At 76.5% G+C, this 17,433-nt stretch carries 4 protein-coding genes; all 4 read left to right on the forward strand.

Annotated features, from left to right (window positions below; all coding sequences use genetic code 11):
* Position 1 precedes the first annotated feature (1 nt).
* From ABT129_RS26950 to ABT129_RS26965, 4 genes are read left to right on the forward strand one after another with little or no spacing between them, the layout of a single operon-like run.
* A complete protein-coding gene (locus ABT129_RS26950; protein WP_351906754.1) occupies positions 2-928 on the forward strand; it encodes a 3-hydroxyacyl-CoA dehydrogenase family protein in 927 nt (308 codons plus the stop codon).
* Positions 921-7,820, forward strand: a complete 6,900-nt coding sequence (locus tag ABT129_RS26955; protein WP_351906756.1) for a non-ribosomal peptide synthetase — start codon at positions 921-923, stop codon at positions 7,818-7,820. The genes ABT129_RS26950 and ABT129_RS26955 overlap by 8 nt, the downstream gene beginning before the upstream one ends.
* Positions 7,817-17,188, forward strand: a complete 9,372-nt coding sequence (locus ABT129_RS26960; protein ID WP_351906758.1) for a non-ribosomal peptide synthetase — start codon at positions 7,817-7,819, stop codon at positions 17,186-17,188. The genes ABT129_RS26955 and ABT129_RS26960 overlap by 4 nt, the downstream gene beginning before the upstream one ends.
* The gene (locus ABT129_RS26965; RefSeq protein ID WP_351906760.1) at positions 17,185-17,400 is read left to right on the forward strand and encodes an MbtH family protein; all 216 of its coding nucleotides are present in this window, start codon (positions 17,185-17,187) and stop codon (positions 17,398-17,400) included. Before ABT129_RS26960 ends, ABT129_RS26965 begins: the two co-directional genes overlap by 4 nt.
* Positions 17,401-17,433: the final 33 nt, after the last annotated feature.

Genomic DNA, 17,433 nt, shown 5'->3' on the forward strand with positions numbered 1-17,433 from the left:
CGTGGGTGAGAGCAAGGACAGTGAGCCGTCGGACAGGGCCGGGACTCCGGTGGGCGTCGTCGGGGCCGGCACCATGGGCGTCGGCGTCGCCCAGTGCTTCGCCGCGGCCGGCCACCCCGTCGTCGTCGTGGACCCGGATCCGGCGGCGCGTGCGAGCGGTCCGGAGCGGGTGCGCGCCTGGACGCGCGCCGCACGGCTGCTGCGCGGCCAGGACTCCGGGCCGGTCGAGGAGCGGGTGGTGTGGGCGGCGGAGCCGGCCGCCCTGTCCGGCGCCCACTTCGTGGTGGACTGCGCTCCGGAGCGCGTCTCCCTCAAGGAGGAGATCCTCCGGACCCTGGACCGTGTCTGCCCCGCCGAGACGGTGTTCGCCTCGTGCACCTCGGCGATACCCATCGGCCATCTCGGCTCCGTCACCGGCCGCCCCGAACGCGTCGTCGGGACCCACTTCATGAACCCGGCGCCGCTGAAGGACACCGTCGAGGTCGCCATCTCCGCGGCCACCGGCGAGCAGACCGTCCGGCGGACCCTGGACCTCCTGGCCGGCCTCGGGAAGAAGGCGATCGTGGTCGGCGACGGCCCGGGGTTCGTCAGCAACCGGGTGCTGATGCTGACGGTCAACGAGGCGGCGGCCGTCGTGGACGCCGGCACCGCCGACGCGGCCACCGTGGACCGCGTCTTCCAGGAGTGCTTCGGGCACGCCACGGGGCCGCTGCGCACCGCCGATCTGATCGGCCTCGACACCGTGCTCGACACGCTGGCCGTACTGGGCCGGTTCACCGGCGACGCACGGTTCCGGCCCACCCCACTGCTGTCCCGGCTGGTCGCGGAGGGAAGCGTCGGCCGGAAGGCCGGCCGCGGTTTCCACCCGTACCCGTCGCACAGGTCCATCGTTCCCCCGCGGCCCGCAGGAGCTGACACCCATGTCTGAGCACGGCATCGCACGGACCACGTCCGGTGACCTCGTCGCGGAGGCCGTGGACATCGACGGCCCGGTGGACGTGGCCCTGTTGCAGCGCGCGATCCGGCAGGTGACCGGTGAGGCCGAGGCCGTCCGCCTGCGGGCGACCGGCGCCGCCTCCGACGGCACCACCGGTGGTACTTCCGGTGGTACGGGGTTCACCGACGGCGGCGCGGTGCCGCTGGCCATGGTGGACCTGGCCGACGAGGCGGACCCGGCCGCCGCCCTGGAGACCTGGCTGCGCGCGGAGCTGGCGTCGGGCGGAGGGGCGTCACGCTCCTCGCAGGCGCTGATCCGCCTCGCCGACGACCGCTTCACCTGGTTCCACCGGCACCCCCGGAGCGTCCTCGACAGCTGGGGGTGCGCGCTGGTCGGCCGCCGCGCCGCCGAGGTGTACACCTCGCTCGCGGCGGGCGGGTCCCCGTCCGACGGGGTGCTCCCCGCCCTCGCGCGGCTCACCGGGGCCGAGGCCGCCTACCGGGCCTCCTCGGCGCCCGAGGAGGACGCCGCCTTCTGGCGGGACCGCCTCGCGGGCCTGACCCCGACCGCGCCGGGCGATCCGACCGGACCCGCCGGAACACCGGGGGCCGCCCCGGCCTCGGCCGCCGTCCCGCTGTCGGTCGCGGACGCGGAGCGGGTGCGCGCCACCGCCCGCTACTGCGGCACCCGCCCGCGCGCCGTCCTGCTCGCCGCCGTCGCCGCCCACCTGCACCGGACCACCGGCACGACCGACGTGGTCCTCGGCCTGCCCGTGGACGGGCGCCACGAACGGGCCCTCCAGCGCGTGCCGGGCGCGGCCGGGGACATCGCCGCGCTGCGCCTCGACGTACGGCCCGCCGCGCCCTTCGCGGACCTCGTCCGGCAGGTCGGCCGCGAGGCGCGCCGGGTCCGGCGGCACCAGCGCTTCCGGCACGCCGAGGTCTGCGGCGCCCTGGGGGCGAAGGAGCCCGGATCCCGGCTGTACGGAGCGATCGCCGACGTACGGGAGGCGGCGCCGGTCCTGCGGTTCGGCGACCACCGGGCCACCGCCCGGGCCCTCGCCGTCGAGCCGTCCACCGCGCCGAGGTTCCTGCTGGAGGAGCGGCCGGACGGCCGGATCCTCCTCGTCGTCCTCGGACCGGCCGGCGACGACGCCGGGACGGAACTCGACGCCCACGCCCGGCAGCTCCGCACCCTGCTGACCGCGGCCGTCTCCGCCCCCGGCCACACCGTGGCCGCCCTCGCCGCGCGGCGCCCCGAGGAGACCACCGCCGAAGACGCCCCGGCGCCGCCCGTCCCCACCCGCCGGGCGGAGGGGGGCACGCTGACCTCGCTCCTCGACGCGGCCGCGCGACGCACCCCGGACGCCGTCGCCGTCCGCGACCGGACCGGCGAACTGACCTACCGTGAGCTGCACGCGCGCGCCAACGGGCTGGCCCGGCTGCTCATCGCGCGCGGAGCGGGCCCCGAACGGCTGGTCGGCCTGCTGCTGCCCCGCTCCGCCGACACGCTCGTGGCGATGCTCGCGGTCCTGAAGTCCGGCGCCGCGTACCTGCCGCTCGACCCGGCCTACCCCGACGAGCGGCTCCGCCTCATGGTCGAGGACGCCCGGCCCTCCTGCCTCCTCACCGACACCGAGCACGCCGGACGGGACCTCGGCGCGCCCGGCGGCTCCGTGATCGTCCTCGACGACCCGTCGGTGCGTACCGAACTGGCGTCGGCCGCGGCGCACGACATCACCGACGAGGAGCGGACCGCTCCGCTCGACCCCGGTCACCCCGCGTACGTCATCTACACCTCGGGGTCGACGGGCACGCCCAAGGGCGTCGTCGTGGCGCACCGGAGCGTGCTGCCGCTGCTCGCCTGGGCCGAGGAGGAGTTCGGCGCCGACGCGCTCCGCCACACGCTCGCCGCCACCTCTTTCAGCTTCGACGTCTCCGTCGCCGAGGTCTTCACGCCGCTGGTCGCCGGAGGCACGGTCGAAGTCGTCCGGAACCTGCTGTCCCTGCTGGACGCCGAACCGCCCCGCTGGTCCGGCGGCCTGGTCTGCGCCATCCCCTCGGTGCTCGGCAAGCTGCTCGAACGCACGGACCTCGACCTGTCGGCCAGGACCCTGGCCCTGGGCGGCGAGGCGCTCCCCGCCGCGCTGGCCGCCCGCGTGGCCGCGACGATGCCGGGCACCCGCCTGGTCAACGTCTACGGGCCGACCGAGGCCACCGTGTACGCCACCGCGTGGCGGGCCGACGGCCCACCGGACGGAGCGGCGCCGCCCATCGGCCGGCCGCTCGGCCACGTCCGCGCCCACGTCCTGGACGAGACGCTGGCGCGGGTCGGGCCCGGCGGGACGGGGGAGCTGTACCTCGCGGGCGACGGGCTGGCCCGCGGCTACCTCGGACGTCCGGGGCTGACCGCGGAGCGCTTCACGGCCGACCCCTTCGGTCCGCCGGGAGCACGGATGTACCGCACCGGTGACCTGGTCCGCCGCCGCGACGACGGGCAGTTCGACTTCCTCGGGCGGGTGGACGAGCAGATCAAGATCAACGGATTCCGCGTGGAGCCGGGCGAGGTGGAGGCGGCGCTGACCCGCCACCCCGGGGTCGCCGAGGCGATGGCCGTCGTCCGCGCCGACCACGTGCGGGACCCCCGGCTCGTCGCCCACCTGGTTCCCGCCGTCCCGGCCGCGCCGCCCGCGCCGGAGGAGCTGCGCGAGTGGCTCGCCGAGCGCCTCCCCGCGCACCTGGTGCCGGCCGAACTCCGGTTCACCGCCGCCCTCCCGCGTACCCCCAACGGCAAACTCGCCCGCGAGACCGACCCCGCGCCGCTCGCCGTGACGCCCCCGCCCGGGCCCGCTCCGGCGCCCGAGGCGCCGGCCTCCCGGGAGGACCTCGTCGCCGCCGCCTTCGCGGAGGTGCTGCGCGAGACCGAGGTCCCGCGCGACCGGAGCTTCTTCGACCTCGGTGGCGACAGCATCATGTCCATCCAGCTGGTCAGCCATCTGCGCCAGTCCGGGCTCGTCCTCATCCCGCAGGACATCTTCGAGTACAAGACCGTCCAGGCCCTCGCCCGCGTCGCCCGGGAGACCGGCCGGCGGAGCACCGGAGAGGACTCGGCGGCCGTCGGCGACGTCCCCCTCACCCCGATCATGCACTGGCTGCGCGACCAGGGCGGCCCCATCGACGGCTTCCACCAGGCCGTACTGCTCCGGGTCCCCGGCGGCCTGCGCACCGACCGGCTGACCACCGCCGTCCAGGCGCTGGTCGACCACCACGACGCCTTCCGGCTCCGCCTCGACCGCTCGGCACCGGGCTGGTCCCTGGAGGTCCGGCCGGTCGGCGGCGTCCTCGCCGCGGATCTCGTGCGCCGCGTCCCCGCCGAGGGTGTCTCGGGTGACGCGCTCCTGCGGCTCCTGTCGGAGGAGACGGCGCGGGCGCAGCGGGAGCTCGACGTGGCGGACGGGCGCATGGTCCGCGTCGTCTGGTTCGACGCCGGCCCCGACCGGCCCGGCCGGCTCCTGTTCATGGCCAACCACCTGGCCTGCGACGGTGTCTCCTGGCGGGTCGTGGTGCCCGATCTCGTCGGCGCCCACCAGGACGTCGAGGCCGGCCGTACGCCCGTCCTCCGTCCGGTCGAGACCTCCCTGCGGCACTGGAGCCGGGCCCTGACCGAGCAGGCCCGCACCCCCGAGCGGCTGGCCGAACTCCCCCTGTGGGAGCGGATGCTCGACGTCCCCGGCCCCCGGTTCGCCCGGCGCGCCCTGGACCCGTCCCGCGACACCACCGGCACCGCCCGCTCCCGTACCGTCGTCTACGGCGCGGAGCGGGCCCGGCACCTGTTCACCACCATCCCGCTGGCCTTCCACTGCGAGATCAACGACGTGCTGCTCACGGCGCTCTCGGTGGCCGTGCAGCGCTGCCTCGGCACCACCGAGGACGTGCTGATCGACATCGAGGGCCACGGCCGTGAGCCGGTGGTGCCCGGCGCCGACCTGTCCCGCACGATCGGCTGGTTCACCAGCATGTACCCGGTGCGCATGGCCCCCGGCGTCCCGTCGGCCGGCCGGGCGGTGCCCTCCGGGGCCGAACTCGGCGCCGCCCTGCGCCGGGTGAAGGAGCAGCTCCGTGCCATCCCGGACAAGGGCATCGGCTTCGGCATGCTCCGGCACCTCGGTCCCGAGGCCGGGCGCCGGCTGGGCGACGCGGCGCCCAGGGACATCGGCTTCAACTACTTCGGCCGTTTCCTCCTGCCCTCCGAGGGCGGCGAGGAGGACTGGTCGCCCGCTCCCGAGACGGGCATGACCGCGGGCGCCGACGCCGGCATGCCGCTCGACCACCCGCTGTCCGTCAACGCCCTCACCGAGGACACCGCGGAGGGCACCGCGCTGCGCATCGCCTTCTCCTGGGCGGACGGGATCGTGGACGACGACCGGGTCGACGAGCTGATCGACCACTGGTTCGAGGCGCTGGACGCGCTGGCCGCGCACGCGGCCGAACCGGGCGCGGGCGGCCGCACGCCGTCCGACTTCCCCCTGGTCGCGCTCGGCCAGCGGGAGATCGAGCTGCTGGAGCGCGAACACCCCGGTCTGGACGAGATCCTGCCGCTCTCCTCCCTCCAGCAGGGCATGCTCTACCACCTCCTCCTCGGCTCGCTGAACAGCCCCGAGGACGGTGACTCCGACGACTCGGCGCACGCGCTGTACACCGTCCAGTTCTGGCTGGAACTGGAGGGCGACCTGGACACCGCCGCCCTGCGGGCGGCCTTCCGCACCCTCCTGGACCGCCACCGCAACCTCGGCGCCGCCTTCGTGCACACCGGGGTTCCCCAGCCCGTCCAGATCTTCCGCCCGGGCGTGGACGTGCCGTGGCAGGAGACGGACCTGAGCGGGCTGGGGGAGGAGGAGCAGGAGCGCGAGGCCGAACGGCTCCTGGTCAAGGAGCGCTCCCGGCCCTACGACCCGGCCCGGGCCCCGCTGCTGCGGGTGCTCCTCGTCGACCTGGGCGGCGGCCGCCGCCGGCTGGTGCTCTCGACCCACCACATCCTGCTCGACGGCTGGTCCCTTCCCGTCGTCGTCGGGGAGCTGTTCGCCCACTACCGGGCGCGGGTCACCGGGACGCCGCACGCGCTGCCCGCGGGCACGCCGTTCCGCGAGTACATGCGCTGGCTGTCCCACGTGGACGTCAGGGCCGCCGAGGACGCCTGGCGCACCGCGCTCGCGGACTTCACCCCCACCAGGATCGGAAACCGGCAGCCCGGCGAGCCGCTGCCCTCGCGGCACCTGCGGTTCTCCCTCGACGAGGACGTGACCGGCGCCCTGGTGGGCACCGCGCGGCGGCACGGACTCACGCTCGCGACCGTGCTGCAGACCTGCTGGGCGCTCGTGCTCGGTGAGGAGACCGGCCACCCGGACGTCGTGTTCGGTTCGGTGGTCTCCGGGCGCCCGGCCGAACTCCCGGGCGTGGAGAAGATGGTGGGTCTCTTCATCAACACCGTGCCGACCCGGGTGCGGATCGACCCCGCCGAGTCGCTCGGGGACCTCTTCGCGCGGATCCAGGACGAGCAGGCCAAGCTCCTGCCGTACCAGCACATCAGCCTCACCGACATCCGCCGCATCACCGACAGCGGCGACATGTTCGACACGATGATGTCCTTCGCCAACTACCCCTTCGACGGTGAGGCCCTGCGCCGCCCCGCGCCCGGTCTGGAACTCCTCCGCGCCTCCGGGGACGACCGGCAGCACTACCCGCTGGGCGTGGTCATCAGCCACCGCGACGACATCGTGACCGTGCAGGTCGAGTACCGCCCGCACCTCATCGACCCGGACCGGGCCGACGACCTGGCCCGGCGCTTCGTCGCCCTGCTGACCCGGAGCGCGCACGCTCCGCACACCACCGTGGGCTCCCTCGACTCCGCCGAACTCCTCGCCGGCGGCGGCACGGACCTCCCGGCCGAGGAGCACCGGACGGCGGACGCCTCGGCCCTCGACGGGGGCACCGGGGTGCTGCTGCCGCTGCGCGAGGAGGGCAGCCGCCCGCCGCTGTTCTGCGTGCACCCCGCGGCCGGGATCGCCTGGTCGTACGCCGGTCTCACCGGCCCGCTCGGCGCCGACCAGCCGCTGTACGGGCTGCAGGCGCGCGGCCTGGACGGATCACGCGTCCTGCCGGGGTCGATCGCCGAGATGGCGGCGGACTACGTGACCCAGATCCGTACCGTGCAGCCGGCCGGCCCGTACCACCTGCTGGGCTGGTCGTTCGGCGGCATCGTCGCGCACGAGATGGCCGTCCAGCTCCAGCGGGCGGGGGAGGAGGTCGGCCTGCTCGCCGTCCTCGACGCGATCCCCGCCGCCGCCGGCGAGGACGGCGACGGTGCCGGGGCCGGTGAAGGCGCCGGTGCCGATGGCGGAAGCCACCGCGAGAGCAGGGCCGGGAGCGGTGAGGCGGCGGACGGCGCGCCCCTCCGGTTCGGTCCCGACCACGTGATGCGGACGGTCCTGCAGTTCTTCGGGTACGACCCCACCCTCTGGGCCGACGAGGAGATGACCTACCCGCGGTTCCTGGAGATCGCCCGCGCCTACCCGGGACTCCTCGCGACGTTCGACGAGGCGATGATCGAGACGCTCTGCCGCGTCTACACGAACAACGCCGTCCTCTCCCACGACCACACCCCCTCCCGCTACACCGGTGACCTGCTGGTCTTCACCGCCCTCGAAACCTCCGCCGACGCGGCCGCGCGCCAGTGGCAGCCGTACGTCGACGGCGGGAAGCCCGACGTGCGTCCCGTCGACTGCCCGCACGCGGAGATGGGACGGCCCGGACCGCTGGCGGAGATCGCCGAGACGCTCGTCCTGCCGCTGCGGGGCCGGGGCACGGAGTCGGACGTGCCCCGGTGACCGGCCCCGGCCGGCCGTCGCTGCCGCTGACCACGGCTCAGCGCGGCATCTGGCTGGGCGACCGGCTCGCGGGCCCCGGGCGCTACCACGTGGGGGTGTCCCTCGACATCGCCGGACCCGTGGACCCCGGCCTCTTCGAGACGGCCTTCGCGGCGGCCGTGGCCGAGACGGCGCCGCTCCGGGCCCGTTTCACGGTCGCCGACGACGGCGAACCACGCCAGTGGGACGGGCCCGGCCCGCCGTGGAGCGTCACCCGGGTCGACCTGCGCGCCGCGCCGACCCCGGCCGCCGCCGCCATGGAGTGGATGCGGGCCGATGTGGCGCGGCCGTTCGACCTCGGCGCCGGGCCGCCGTTCCGCACGGCGCTGCTGCGCCTGGCCGACGAACGCTTCCGCTGGTACCTGGCCTGCCACCACCTGGTGCTCGACGGCCTGGGCAGCGCCCTGCTGGTCCGCCGGGTCGGCCGGCTCTACGCGGCGCTGGAGCGCGGCGAGCGCCCGCCGCCCGCCGTGCACCCGCTGGACGCCCTGCCCGCCGCCGAACGCGCCTACCGGGCCTCGGCCCAGGCCCCGGCCGACCGTGCCTTCTGGCAGGCCCGGCGGCCCGGGGCGGACGCGGTGCGCCCGGCCGCCACCGGAGGCGTGGCGGCGCGCGGCGGCGCCCGCCTGCCCTCCGGGGGGTTCGCCCGGCTGCGGGCGACCGCCCGGCAACTCGACGTGGACTGGCCGGTGCTGGCCACGGCCGCCGGGGCGGTGCTCGCGCACGTCCGGGCCGGGGCGGGCGCCCCCGGCGAGGTGGTGCTGGGGCTGCCGGTCCCGGCCCGCGACCGGGAGGTGTCGCTGCTGGCCGCCGGCACGGCGTCGAACGTCCTCCCGCTGCGCACCGCCGTCCACCCGCACCGCCCGGCCCGCGACCTGGTGCGCGCGGTGGCGGACGAGATGACGGCCGTCCTCCCGCACCGGCGCCACCGGTACGAGGACCAGCTGGGCGACCTCGGCCTGACCGGCTCGGGCGGCTCGCTGTACGGCCTGGCGGTGAACGTCCTGCCGTTCAGCTACGGCCGTGACTTCGCCGGCCGGCCGGCGGCGATGCGCAACGTCGCCATCGGCCCCGTCCAGGACCTGTCCGTCACCGTGTACCCGGACGACGGGCGCGGCGGCCTGCGCATCGACCTGGACGCCGACCCCACCCGCTACAGCCCTGCCGAGGCGGCCGCCGAGGCCCGCCGCTACGCCCGGCTGCTGCACCGGCTGACCACCGGTCAGGACGAGGCCCTCCGCGACCTCGACCCGCTCTCCGCGGCCGAACGCCGCCGCTCGGCGCCCCGGCCCGAGCACCGCGGGAGCGCCGCCCCGGGCACGCTGCCCCAGCTCTTCGAGCGGGCCGCGGCCCGCTTCCCCGACGCCGTGGCCGTCCAGGACGCCGACACCGCCCTGACCTACCGCGAACTCGGCGCGCGGGCCGACCGCCTGGCGCGGGCCCTGGTCCGGCGCGGGGCCGGGCCCGGCCGCACCGTCGCCGTGAAGCTCCCGCGCTCCGTGGACCTGGTGATCGCGATCGTCGCCGTGGCCCTGTCCGGAGCCGCCCTCGTCCCCCTCGACCCGGAGTGGCCGGCCGAACGGATCGACCTGGTCCTGGCCGACACCCGGCCGGTCTGCGTACTGACAGCCGACGAACTGACCGCCCTGGCCTCCGCGGCCCAGTCGTCGGACGCGGGCGCGACGCACCGCGACGACGCCGGCCGTGCGACCCCGCTGCTGCCCGCGCACCCCGCCTACGTGATCCACACCTCGGGATCGACGGGCCGGCCCAAGGGCGTCGTGGTCCCCCACGCGAGCCCGGTGGCCCTGCTGACCGACGCGGCCGCCTCCTTCGGCTTCGGCGCCAGCGACGTCTGGACCCTCTTCCACTCCTGCGCCTTCGACTTCTCCGTCTGGGAGCTGTGGGGCGCCCTGGCCCACGGCGGGCGGCTCGTGGTCGTCCCGCACGACGTGGCCCGCTCGCCCCGCGCCTTCCTCGACCTCCTCGTCCGCGAGCGGGTCACCGTACTGAGCCAGACCCCGTCCGCCTTCGCCGCCCTGGACCGCGCCGACGCCGAGGACCCGGCGCGCGGCCGCGGACTCGCCCTGCGGTGGGTGGTGTTCGGAGGAGAGGCGCTGCGGCCGCGGACCCTGCGCGACTGGTACCGGCGCCACGGCGGGAGCACCGCCCCCACGCTCGTCAACCTGTACGGGATCACCGAGACCACGGTCCACACCACGCGCCGCGACCTGACCCCCGCCGACGCCGGCCGCGACGGCAGCCCGATCGGCGCCCCGCTGCCCGGCGCCCGGCTCCACGTGCTGGACGACAGCCTGCGCCCGGTGCCCACGGGGACCCCCGGCGAGCTGTACGTCGGCGGCCCGGGCGTCGCCCACGGCTACCTCGGGCGGCCCGGCCTCACCGCGGGGCGCTTCGTCGCCGACCCCTTCGGCCCGCCCGGCTCCCGGCTCTACCGGTCCGGCGACCTGGCCCGGTGGACGGCGGACGGGGAACTCCAGTACCTGGCGCGCGCGGACGACCAGCTGAAGAGCCGGGGCCACCGCGTCGAACCCGCCGAGATCGAGGCGGCGCTCCTCGCGCTGGACGGCGTGACCGCCGCCGCCGTCGCCGCCGTACCGTCCCCGGACGGCGACCCCCGCCTGGTCGGCTACGTCGTCCCGGCCGACGACCACCGGGCGCGGACCCCCACCGACCGGAGCCCGGAGGCCGCCGCGCCGTCCCCGGCCGACGCCCCTCCGAGCGAGACCCACCCCGACCACCCCGCGCAGCCCCCCACCGACCGCGGCCGGCGGCTCGAACCCCTCGCGCACCGGCTGCGTCGAGCCCTGCGGACCCGGCTGCCCGCCCACCTCCTGCCGGCGGAACTGGTGCTCGTCGACGCGCTGCCGCTCACCCCGAACGGCAAGCTCGACCGTGCCGCCCTGCCCGCGCCGGGCGGCCGCGCGGCCCGCGACACCGAGCGCCCCACGCCGGACCCGGTGTTCGCCACCCCGCTCCAGCAGCACGTCGCCGACCTGTTCTCGCAGCTCCTCGGAGCGGCCCGGGTGCGCCCCGAGGACAACTTCTTCGACCTCGGGGGAGACAGCCTGCGGGCCGCCCGGCTGGCCGCCGCCCTCCGCGCCGCCCACCACGCCGACATCGACGTCCGCGACGTCTTCGACCACCCCACGGTCACCGCCCTCGCGGCCCGGCTGACCGCGCCCGCCGACGCCCCCGCGTCCGCCCCCGCCCAGGTGCCACCCGGCCGCCCCGAGCGCGTCCCGCTCTCCCACGGGCAGCGACGGCTGTGGTTCCTGCACCGCCACACCGGCGCCGACCGCGCCTACAACGTGCCCCTGACGGTCCGTCTGGCCGGCGCCCTGGACCGCGCGGCCCTCGCGGCCGCCCTCGGCGACGTGACCGACCGGCACGAGATCCTGCGGACCGTCATCGAGGAGGAGGACGGCCGCCCCCACCAGCGGATCCTGCCGCCCGAGGCGGGCCGCCCCCGCCTCGTCGAAACGGACACCACCCCGGACGAACTGCCCGCCCTGCTGGCCCGGGGCGCCCGGCACGCCTTCCGGCTCGACCGCGAGACCCCGCTGCGGGCGACCCTGTTCGGCACCGGCCCCGGCCGCCCCCACACCCTGCTGCTCCTCCTCCACCACATCGCCTGCGACCACGCCTCGCTCGGCACGCTCACCGCCGACCTGGAGACCGCCTACGCCGCGCGGCTGCGCGGAGCGCCGCCCACCGGCCTGCCGCCCCTGCCGTACCAGTACGCCGACTTCGCGCTCGACCGCGCCCCGGAGCCCGGACCCGGCGGCGGTTCCCCCGCCGAGGAGGACCGGCTCGCGTACTGGACGCGTGCGCTGGACGGCCTGCCGTCCCGTATCGCCCTGCCCGCCGACCGGGCGGCGCCGCCCACCGACGACGGGGCCACCGCCGCGTTCCGTGTCCCCGCCGCGCTGCACCGGCGGCTCGCCCGCCTCGCCGGCGCCGAACGCGCCAGCCTGTTCATGGTCGTCCACACCGCGCTCGCGGTGCTCCTCACCCGCCTCGGCGCCGGAACCGACATCCCGGTCGGCACCGCCGTCGCCGACCGGCCCGACCCCCGGCTCGACGCGTCGGTCGGCTTCTACGTCAACACGCTCGTCCTGCGCACCGACACCTCGGGGAACCCCACCTTCCGGGAGCTGCTCGGCCGGGTCCGTACGGGCGACCTGGACGCCTTCGCCCACCAGGACGTCCCCTTCGAGCGGGTCGTGGAGGCCCTGGGCCCGCACCGCCCCGAGACCGGCCCGCCGCTCTTCCAGGTGATGCTGGTCCTCACCCCGCCACCGCCCGAACGGCTCGACCTGCCCGGTCTGCGCGCCGAGGTCACGACGGTCGCCACCGGCACCGCCAAGTGCGACCTGGCGTTCAGCCTGTACGAGCGCCGCGGCCCCGGGGGCGACGGCGAGGGGCTCGACGGCGTACTCGAGTACCGCACGGGCCTGTTCACCCCGGAGACCGCCCGCACCCTGGGCGAACGGCTGGTCCGGCTGCTCGGCCGACTGGCCGACGCCCCCGACACCGCCGTCGGTACGGCCGACCTGCTCGCCCCGGAGGAACGCGCCGAACTCCTGCTCCGGTGGGGCGCCACCCCGGCCAGGCCCGGCCCGCCCGGCGACCCCGCCCGGAGCGTCGGGGAGCGGATCGCCGCCCACACCCGCCGCGCGCCGCACGCCGTGGCCCTGCGCTCGGACACGGAGACACTGACGTACGCGGAGCTGGAGGCCAGGTCCGACCGGCTCGCCGGTCACCTCGTCGCCGCCGGGGTGGGCCGGGAGACCCGCGTCGCCGTCCTCATGGAGCGCGGCGTGCTGTACGCCGTCACCGCCCTGGCGATCCTCAAGAGCGGCGGCGTCTACGTACCGCTCGACATCCGGGCGCCGCACGCGCGGCGGACCCGCGTCGTCGCCGAGGCCGGTGCCGCCGTCCTGGTCGTGGGCCCGGGCCTGCCGCCCGGGGAACCGCCCCCGGAGGCGCCGACGGTCCTCGACGCCGTCGAAGCCCTGGCCGCACCGCCCCCGCCGGGCTCCGCACCCCCGGACGCCGGTCCGGCCGTTCCCTCCTCTCCTGCCGTGCCCAGCGACCCCACCGACCTCACCGCTCCCGCCGGCACCGAGCGGCTGGCCTGCGTCATCTTCACCTCCGGGTCCACCGGCGTACCCAAGGGCGTCGCCATCACCCACGGCGGCATCCTCGCCCTCGCCGCCGACGCCTGCTACGAACCCACCACCGCCCGCCGCATGGTGATGCACTCCCCGCACTCCTTCGACGCCTCCACCATGGAGCTGTGGGTGCCCCTGCTCAACGGCGGCGAGGTCGTCGTCGCCCCGCCGGGCGACCTGGACCTGCGGACCCTGCGGCGGCTGATCACCGAGACCCGTCCCACCAGCCTGTGGCTGACCGCCGGACTCTTCCAGCTCGTCGCGGAGGAGGACCCGGCCTGTCTGAGCGGCCTCGACGTGGTGTGGACCGGCGGCGACGTCGTCTCCCCCCGGGCCGTCCGGGCCGTCCGGCGCCACTGCCCGGACACCGCGATCGTCAACGGCTACGGCCCGGCCGAGATGACGACCTGCGCCACCTGGCACCAGGTCACGGACGCCGACCTGGCCGACGGAGCGGGCCGCCGGGGCATCCCCGTCGGCCGCCCGCTGGACGGCGGCCGGAGCTACGTCCTGGACGCCGGGCTCCAGCCCGTGCCCGTCGGGGTGACGGGAGAGCTCTACCTCGCCGGGACCGGCATCGCGCGCGGCTACCTCGGCCGGCCCGGACCGACCGCCGAACGCTTCGTCGCCGACCCCTACGGCCCGCCCGGCGCCCGCATGTACCGGACCGGCGACCTGGCGCGCTGGCTGCCGGACGGCACCCTGGCGTTCGGCGGACGGGCCGACGGGCAGGTCAAACTGCGGGGCTTCCGCATCGAGACGGACGAGGTCGCGGCCGCGCTCATCGAGCACGACACCGTCGGCCAGGCCGTCGTGGCGGTCCGCGAGGACCGGCCGGGCACGAAGCGGCTGGCCGCCTGGGTGGTCCCCGCCGAGGGCGCGGAGGCCGACCCGGAGACACTGCGGCGGCACCTCGCCGAGACGCTCCCCGACTACATGGTCCCGGCGGTGTGGGCGGTCCTCGACGCGATGCCGCTCACCCGCAACGACAAGCTGGACCGCGCCGCCCTGCCCGAACCCGCCCCGGCGTCCCGCCCGCACACCCCGCCCGGCACCGTACGGCCCGGGGACGCCGCCGACCCCCGTACCGCACGCGAACGCGTCCTGCGGGACCTCTTCGCCGAACTGCTCCGGACCCCGGCGATCGGCGTCCACGACGGCTTCTTCGACTCGGGCGGCGACAGCATCGTCGCCATCCAGCTGGTCAGCCGCGCGTACGAGGCCGGTCTGGGGATCACCGTCAACGACATCTTCCGCGCGCCCACCGTCGCCGGACTCGCCGCACGCGCCCGGCCGGTGGGCGACCCGGCGCCCACCACCGCCACCGGCCCGGACGACGGCGCCGGACCGCTGCCGCCGACCCCCATCATCCGCTGGTGGCGCGAACAGGCCGGTGACCTCGACACCTTCAGCCAGCACATGGTCATCCGCACCCCGGCCGGACTGACCGCCGACCGGCTCACCGCCGTCCTCCAGACCGTCGTCGACCGGCACGCCGCCCTGCGGATGCGCCTCGACCCCACCGGCGAGGAGTGGCGGCTCGACGTCCTGCCCACCGGACGGATCCGCGTGGCCGACCGGGTGCGCCGGGTCCTCGCCCCGGCCGACGGACGGCCGCCCGTCCTGCGGGCCGGGGCGCTGGACGAGGCGCGCGGCCGGCTCGACCCGAGGTCCGGGCACCTGCTGGCCGCCGAGTTCCTCGACCGGGGCCCCGGTCTGACCGGCCGTCTGCTGCTCGTCGTCCACCACCTGGCGGTCGACGGCGTCTCCTGGCGGATCCTGCTGTCCGACCTCGCCGCCGCCGACCGGGCCCTCGCCGCCGGAACCACCCCCGGTCTCACCGCGCCGCCCGTGCGCTTCCCGGACTGGGCCCGCACGCTGGAGGCCCAGGGGACGGAAGGGACCCGGCGCACGGAACTGCCGCTGTGGACCGAGACGGTGGCGGGGACGGACCCGGGACTGGCCGAGCCGCTCGCCCCCGGCGCGGCCCGGCCGGCGCGCGAGCTGACCGCCACGCTGCCGCCCGGCCGGACCCTGCCCCTGCTCACCGAGGTCGGGGCCGCCTTCCACTGCGGTGTGGAGCCCGTCCTGCTCACGGGCCTGGCCCTCGCGGTCGAGGAGTGGCGCCGGCGCAGGGGCCGGCCGGCCGGCCCGAACGGGTTGCCGGTCGACCTGGAGTCGCACGGCCGCCCCGACCTCCCCGGCACCGACCTGACCCGGACCGTCGGCTGGCTGACCGCCCTGTACCCGGTCCGGCTGCCGCCCACCGGCTGCTCCTGGACCGATGTGCGGAGCGCGGGACCCGCCCTCGGCCACGCGCTCAGACAGGTCAAGGAGACCCTGCGCGCGGTCCCCGACCGCGGGGTCGGCTACGGCGTCCTGCGCCACCTCGACCCGGTGGCCCGGCCCGCGCTCGACGGCCGGGTCCCGCCCCAGCTCGGCTTCAACTACCTGGGCCGGCTCGCCACCGCCACCGACACGGACTGGAGCATCACCGGGGAGCAGGTCACGTCCCGCGCCGCCGGAGCCGCCGGCCGCCTGGGCGAGCACGTCCTCGACATCAACGCCCTGACGACCGACGGACCCGACGGACCGCGGCTCACCGCCTCGGTGACCTGGACGGCCGGTCAGCTCACCGAGGCCGAGGTCCGTCTCCTCACCGACCTGTGGTTCGCGGCCCTCGACTCCCTCGTCCTGCACGCGCGGACCCGGGGCAGCGGCGGCCGCAGCCCCTCCGACCTGCCGCTCGTCCGGCTCGACCAGCGCGAGATCGACCGGCTGGAGGACGCCCACCCCGACCTGGCGGATGTCCTGCCGCTCACCCCGCTCCAGGAGGGGCTGCTCTTCCACGCCCTGTACGCGCCGAACGCGCCGGACGTCTACCAGGCGCAGTGCGTCCTGCGGCTCCACGGCGACCTGGACCGGGACGCCCTGCGCGCGGCGGCCACCGCCCTGCTCTCCCGCCACCCCCACCTGGGCGCCGCGTTCGTCCACCACGGCCTGCGCCACCCGGTCCAGGTCGTCCCCGCCTCGCCCGTCCCCGGGTGGCGCGAGCTCGACCTCACCGGTGTGTCCGGGGAACGCCGGGAGCGGGTCTTCGACCGGCTGAACCAGGCCGACATGGGCCGCCGCTTCCACCCCGACCGCCCCCCGCTGCTCCGCTTCACCCTCACCCGGTGGGGCCCCGGCGAACACCGGCTCGTCCTGACCAACCACCACCTGGTGATCGACGGCTGGTCGATGCCCCTGCTGGTGGGAGAGCTCCTCGACCTGTACGCCCACAAGGGCGACCCCACGGCACTCGCCCCGGTCACCCCCTACCGCGACCACCTCGCGCTGCTGGCCACCCGGGACGCGCCCGCCGCCCGCGAGGCGTGGCGCGCCGCCCTCGACGGCACGGCCCCGGCACGGCGCCTGACCCGCGCCGTGGCCGGGGGCGGCGGGCCCGCCGCCTCCCTGAGCGCCGTCCTGTCCGACACCACCACCAAGGCGCTGCGCGGTCTGGGCAGCGACGGGATCACCCTCAACACCGTCGTCCAGACCGCCTGGGGCATGCTGCTGGCCCGGCGCCTGGGGACGCGGGACGTCGTGTTCGGCACGACCGCGTCGGGCCGCCAGCCGGAGCTCCCCGGGATGGGCTCGATGATCGGCCTGTTCATCGACGCGGTACCGGTGCGGCTGCGCCTCGACGGCGCGGAGACGGTACGCGAGACCCTGCGCCGCCTGCGCGACGAGCAGGCCCGGCTGCTGCCGCACCACCACATCGGGCTGAGCGAGATCCAGCGCGCCGCGGGGCGCAGGGAGCTGTTCGACACCCACCTGGTGTTCGAGAACTATCCGCTGGACCGGGCCGCGCTCACGCGACCCGTGGCGGGACTCCGCGTGACCTCCGTGACGGGCCGCGACGCCACCCACTACCCGCTGACCCTGGTGGCGTTCGCCGCCGACGACCTGCTGCACCTGCGCCTCGACCACCGGCCGGACGCGCTGGAGCCCGGGACCGCCCACGATCTTCTGCGCGAGCTGACCCGCCTGCTGGACGCCGTCGCCGAGCGGCCCGGGCAGCCGGTGGACGATCTGCTCGGCGCGGAGTTCCGGAACGACGACGACAAGAGAGAGGTCATCCGATGACCAACCCGTTCGACGACGAGAGCGCCGTCTTCCTGGTGCTCGTCAACGACGAGGGACAGCACTCCCTCTGGCCCCGGTTCGCCGAGGTGCCGGCCGGCTGGACCCGCGCCTTCGGGCCCGACAGTCGCGCGGCCTGCCTCCGGCACATCGAGGAGACCTGGACCGACATGCGTCCGAGGAGCCTCGTCGCGGCCCTGCCGACGGACACGTAGTGCCCCCCGCGGGCGGCCCGCCGGTGGTCCCCC

The organism is Streptomyces sp. NPDC002057 (genome assembly GCF_040296665.1).
Lineage (GTDB): Bacteria > Actinomycetota > Actinomycetes > Streptomycetales > Streptomycetaceae > Streptomyces.

Bases quoted from the DNA above. Each gene is read 5' to 3' on its own strand.
- ABT129_RS26955 (WP_351906756.1), top strand. From the start codon at position 921: ATGTCTGAGCACGGCATCGCACGGACCACGTCCGGTGACCTCGTCGCG.
- ABT129_RS26965 (WP_351906760.1), top strand. From the start codon at position 17,185: ATGACCAACCCGTTCGACGACGAGAGCGCCGTCTTCCTGGTGCTCGTC.